We start from the raw sequence: 5114 nt of genomic DNA, 5'->3' as shown, positions 1-5114 counted from the left end.
GGCCGTAACCACTTTCTTTAACACCACCAAACGGTAGGTTTGGTTGGGCAAGGCCGTAACCGTTAATGTTGATCATACCGGTATCAAAGTGCTTTTTAGCCAGTTCAATGGCTTTTTTCTCATCTTTAGAGAAAATACCACCGCCTAAACCATAGCGAGAGTCGTTGGCGATACGCATTGCATCGTCGTTGTCTTTTGCTTTAATTAGCGAGGCTACAGGGCCAAATAACTCGTCATCGTATGCTGGCATGCCCGGCGATAAATTATCAAGAATAGTCGGTGGGTAGTAGTAACCTGTTTGAGATGGCACTTCACCGCCTGTGACTACATTTGCACCTGCTTCAACAGATTGCATTACTTGGTCGTGAATTTTATCACGTAAATCTTCACGTGCCATTGGCCCTAAATCTGTATCTTCGGCCATTGGGTCGCCCATTTTTAATGCTTCAAATTGCGCTTTAATTTTTTCTTTAAAGTCATCATATAATGACTCTACAACCACAAAGCGTTTTGCCGATACACAGGTTTCGCCGTTGTTGATCATGCGCCCTGTAACACAGGTTTCAACAGCAAGGTCTAAATCTGCATCATCAAGTACTAAGTAGGCATCGTTACTGCCAAGCTCAAGCACTGTTTTTTTAACGTATTTACCTGCTTCTTCAGCTACTTTTTTACCGGTAGCGTCACTGCCTGTAAATGTTACGCCACTGATTGCTTTGTGTGAAATAAGCGCGCTGGCAGTTTTGCCATCAATAAGTAAGTTGCTAAAGCAATATTCAGGGAAGCCCGCTTGTTTAAACAGGGTATCGATTTTCTCTGCCATACCAAATACATTACCGGCATGTTTAAGTACGGTGGTGTTACCGGCCATAATGTTAGCAGCACTGTAACGAATTACTTGGTATAGCGGAAAGTTCCAAGGCTGAATACCTAATAAAACGCCCGTAGGTTGGTAGCTAACAATAGCGCGGCCGCCATCCATATCGCGCTCTTCATCGCCAAGTACTTGTGGGCCGTTTTCGGCTGTGTAACGACAAATACCAGCGCACAGTTCAATTTCTTGAAAACCTTGCTCGTACACTTTACCCATTTCTTCGGTCATTAGCTTAGCAATGGCTTCTTTTTGATCTTCAAATAAAGAGGCTAGTTTATTTAAATACTTAGCACGCTCGGTAAATGAGGTTTGGCGCCATTTTAAATATGTTTCGTGAGATTTTTCTACTACTTGCTCAGCTTCCTCTTGAGAAAGCAGCGTGTAGGTATCAATGGTTTGTTCAGTTGCGGGGTTGATTGTTTTAACTGTGTTACTCATTTTTATCTCCTTACAAATTAGTTATCAGTAAGAGTGCAAACACAAAGCCAGTTTGTTTTATAAAGTAAAATAGGGTTTAAGTTATTGAATAGTGGTCGCTTTAAATTTAATTATGGGATGTAAATAAAAAGCGAGTGATGAGCAAGCAGTAAAAAATACTGCTTTATGCAAATTTTACAGCCTTAGTTAAACAGTTGCTGTGCTATTTGTTTTAGTAGGTAAGTTTCACGAATGATAGACAGCCCTTGCTTTTCACTAAGGCTCATTGTGCGCTCGTTGTGTGCAATGGCGTCGTATATATTGACCCATTTAGGCGTCATACCATTTTGTTGCTCGTAATGTTCAAGCTGTGCTTTGCCAAGCTCTTTGTCTGTATCGCATAAATAGCAATACGACTGTATATGTATAATATCAAAGTCGTCTTTGTACCAAGGGCGGTACTCTTCGTATAACCCAAAGGGTTTAATAACCTGTATATTTTGCGCGCCAGTTTCCTCGCTAAGCTCTCTTATTAACCCTTGCTCTAGGGTTTCACCTTCATCTACACCGCCGCCGGGTAAACTGTAGTCTTCGTAGCGATTGGTATACATTAATAAAATGTGTGCATCTTTAACCACAATGGCGCGGCCTGTGCGGCGGGTAAATTGAGTGCCTTGGTTTAAATTTATGCCAGGGTGGACCATTGTTTTTAATAATTGCATTTTGTCTCCTTTTTAAAAGCAAAATTATATCAGCTGGTATACTTAGGCGAGTAGTAAAAATAATTCTAATTATTTTTAAAAATTATGATCGGTATGGCTTAAGTTTACGTACATACTCGGTTGTTAAAATTAAACGTTAAAAGACTCAATAGTTTAATCATTTTTAAGAGATTCTAGTAGCCCCTTTTATTTGCAAAATAGGGTGCGTAGAATAAGAAGAAAAGCATAGGGATTTATCATGTTAAACATACTTTTAGTCGATGATGACGTTGAATTTAGTGACGTTGTTTGCCACATTGTCGAATTCCTCGGGCACAACATTTGTACTGCAACTAGCTTAAAAGAAGCACATCAATGGTTTGAAAATAATACCTTTGATCACGTATTACTCGATTTTATGCTGCCAGATGGCAGTGGTCTTCATTTACTCGATCATTTAAAAATGATTGGGCAGTCTCCAAAAGTGACGCTTATTTCTGGCCACCCTTCAGTAAAAGGGATTTTGGCAGACATGTGTGAGCAAGATGTTGGGCATTTATTAAAGCCGTTGCAACGCGAAGACCTAGAGCTGGTATTAAACGGCCCTAAAAAAACAGCTAAAAAAGCTAAAGTTCCGGCGATTACTCGCCATTTTAATAGTTTAATTGGTGAATCAGAGCCAATGCAAAAGCTTTACACCATGATAGAGCGCGTAGCTAAAACCAATGCTAACGTGATGCTAATGGGGGAAAGCGGTGCCGGTAAAGAAGTGGTCGCCCAAGCAATTCATAACGCTAGCCAATGCGAAGGCCCTTTAGTGGCGAGCAACTGTGGTGCTTTGTCTAAAGAATTAATAGGTAGTGAGTTATTTGGCCATGAAAAAGGGGCTTTTACAGGTGCAATTGCCCGTAAAGAAGGTGTGTTTGAGCAAGCAGATGGCGGTACGTTATTTTTAGATGAAGTAACCGAAATGCCTATAGATATGCAGCCAAACTTACTGCGTGTACTTGAAACTAAAAAAGTAACACGTGTAGGCGGCAATCGTGAATTACCTATAAACTGCCGCGTTATATCTGCGACTAACCGTTCGCTGACCGACTTAGCGCAAAACAATATTATTCGTGAAGATATTTACTTTAGACTTGCGGTTTTCCCCATTGATATACCTGCGCTGCGTGAACGAAAAGAAGATATTCCACTGCTTGCGAAAGCCTTTTTAGAGCAGCTTAACGATGAAAATGGCACTTCGTTTTATTGGCACAACGAGCAGCTAAAAGAACTACAGCAATACGAGTGGCCAGGCAATGTGCGTGAACTTCGCCACGCTATCCATCGCGCCTTTATTATGAGCGACCCACAATCGAGCGAAATTACACTTCCGGATAACTTAGAGTCGCCGTTTTCGCGTGTAAATACGCAAGTGGCCGATAACCATGTTTCGGCAGGGCAAACCATTGAAGAAGTCGAAAAAGAGTTAATCCACGCCACGCTAGATAAGGTGCAAGGTAATAAAACGCTAGCTGCGCAAATGCTAGGGATCAGTACAAAAACATTGTATAACCGATTAAACGCATACGGTGGAATTGGAGAATATAAATAACCTAAACTCTGAATAATAAACCTATCTCTAGCAGCTATTTTCAACGTTAACTGCGTTAAATTTGCTTGCAATAGGCCAGCTATTGACGCGTAAATTCACCTTGTTTTCATTGAAAATCTCTGGCTAGAGAAAAGAATTTGGTTATCACTATAATTTAATATTTTAGTAAGTCTCTTAACCAGAGTTCAGGTTAAACAAGTATAGGAAGTAATATGAGTGATGAAAAAGAAGTTAATACGCTAAATAAATTGGTACATGATGCGAGAGCTCCACTGAATAGAATTTCTATGAATGCAGAGCTCATTAAACTGGTATTAGAAAACGATATGCCAAAAGACAAAGCGTTAGCAGCACTCGATAAAATAATTTCAAACTGTCAGCAATGTAGCGAAAGCTTGCAAAACATTACTGATTTTAATAACAAGTAGTCATTTAAAATTAGGTATTTACACATAATGAGTAAGCAAAAGCAGCAGGGTAAAACGAATATAACGTGGGCCGCTTTTATTGCAATAGTACTGTGCATTGTTGTTGGCAATGCAGTTTTGGCATTAAGTACTATTCAGGGATTAACGCAAACGCAAAAAAGCTTGGATAACACCAGTTTATTAGCCGATGCTATTGAGCGTCTTCACTTATCAATTGTGCAGGCAGAGTCTGGCCAGCGCGGCTATTTACTCACCGAAGAAGAAGACTACTTAATGCCTTATTACGATGCGATAGGGCAAATAGAATCGCAAAAGGAGCATGTAAAGTCTCTACACTCTGAAATTGATGGCCAAGCTGAGCGAATTGCTGAGCTATTAGTGTTAACAGAAGCTAAAATTAAAGAGCTTAAACAAACGGTTAAGCTGGCTACTAATGACAAAGAGCGCCGTGCGTTATATGTATTAAATACGCACAGAGGGCGAGAGCTATACAAAGATATTCGCGTTAAAGTTAATGATATTCAAGACCGAGAATTACTGTTTAAGGTGAGCCATTTTTCTAAGCTGGCACAAATAAAAAATGAAGCAAAAATCACCTTTGCTATTACAGCGGTTACCAGTGCGCTTTTAATAATAGGTATGTTTTTATTAACCCGCCTAAATTTAAGAAACGCGGCTAAATACCGTGAGGAGCTTGAAAGACAAAACGAAACGCTTGCAACAAAAGTGTCTGAGCGCACGCAAGAGCTGACCTTATATTCAGATGAGCTAAGCCGTTCAAACCGAGAGCTTGAAGAGTTTGCGTTTGTTGCCAGCCATGATTTACAAGAACCACTTCGAAAAATTCAAGCATTTAGTGACCGCCTAGAAACCATGTTTAAAGATGAACTGGGCGAAAAAGGCATAGATTACATAGGCCGTATGAAAAATGCAGCGCAACGTATGTCTAACCTTATTAACGACTTGCTAGAGTTTTCGCGGGTAACAACGCGAGGTAGAGACTTTGATGACACTGACTTAAAAGGCGTAGTTAACGACATTTTAAGTGATTTAGAAGTTGCCATTAAAGAAAGTAATGCACAAGTAGAGGTGGG

4 protein-coding genes and 1 pseudogene (1 of these 5 only partly in view) are annotated in these 5114 nt (G+C 40.1%); 3 read left to right on the top strand and 2 right to left on the bottom strand.

Annotated elements, in window-relative coordinates:
- Both L650_RS0119900 and L650_RS0119895 read right to left on the bottom strand, forming a co-directional pair.
- The coding region (locus L650_RS0119900; protein WP_029774159.1) for an NAD-dependent succinate-semialdehyde dehydrogenase at nt 1–1312 on the bottom strand (1312 nt) is incomplete at its 3' end.
- A 182-nt stretch (nt 1313–1494) separates the two neighbouring features.
- Nucleotides 1495–2013 (bottom strand): NUDIX hydrolase, encoded by a 519-nt coding sequence (locus tag L650_RS0119895; RefSeq protein ID WP_029774158.1) that lies wholly within the window; start codon nt 2011–2013, stop codon nt 1495–1497.
- A 238-nt stretch (nt 2014–2251) separates the two neighbouring features.
- On the opposite strand from L650_RS0119895, the gene L650_RS0119890 reads away from it, so the two are divergent.
- From L650_RS0119890 to L650_RS0119880, 3 genes and pseudogenes are all read left to right on the top strand, one after another.
- On the top strand, nt 2252–3592 hold the full coding sequence (locus L650_RS0119890; protein ID WP_024031667.1) for a sigma-54-dependent transcriptional regulator: 1341 nt from the start codon (nt 2252–2254) through the stop codon (nt 3590–3592).
- A gap of 212 nt (nt 3593–3804) precedes the next feature.
- Nucleotides 3805–4020, top strand: a complete 216-nt coding sequence (locus L650_RS0119885) for a hypothetical protein (protein WP_004588505.1) — start codon at nt 3805–3807, stop codon at nt 4018–4020.
- Between the two features lie 27 nt (nt 4021–4047).
- Nucleotides 4048–5114: pseudogene (locus L650_RS0119880) on the top strand (sensor histidine kinase); it runs 411 nt beyond the window's last position.

The organism is Pseudoalteromonas sp. TB51, from assembly GCF_000498055.1.
GTDB lineage: Bacteria > Pseudomonadota > Gammaproteobacteria > Enterobacterales > Alteromonadaceae > Pseudoalteromonas > Pseudoalteromonas atlantica.
The sequence above is the reverse complement of the archived record's forward strand: the minus strand, read 5'-3'. Positions and strand labels throughout refer to the sequence as shown.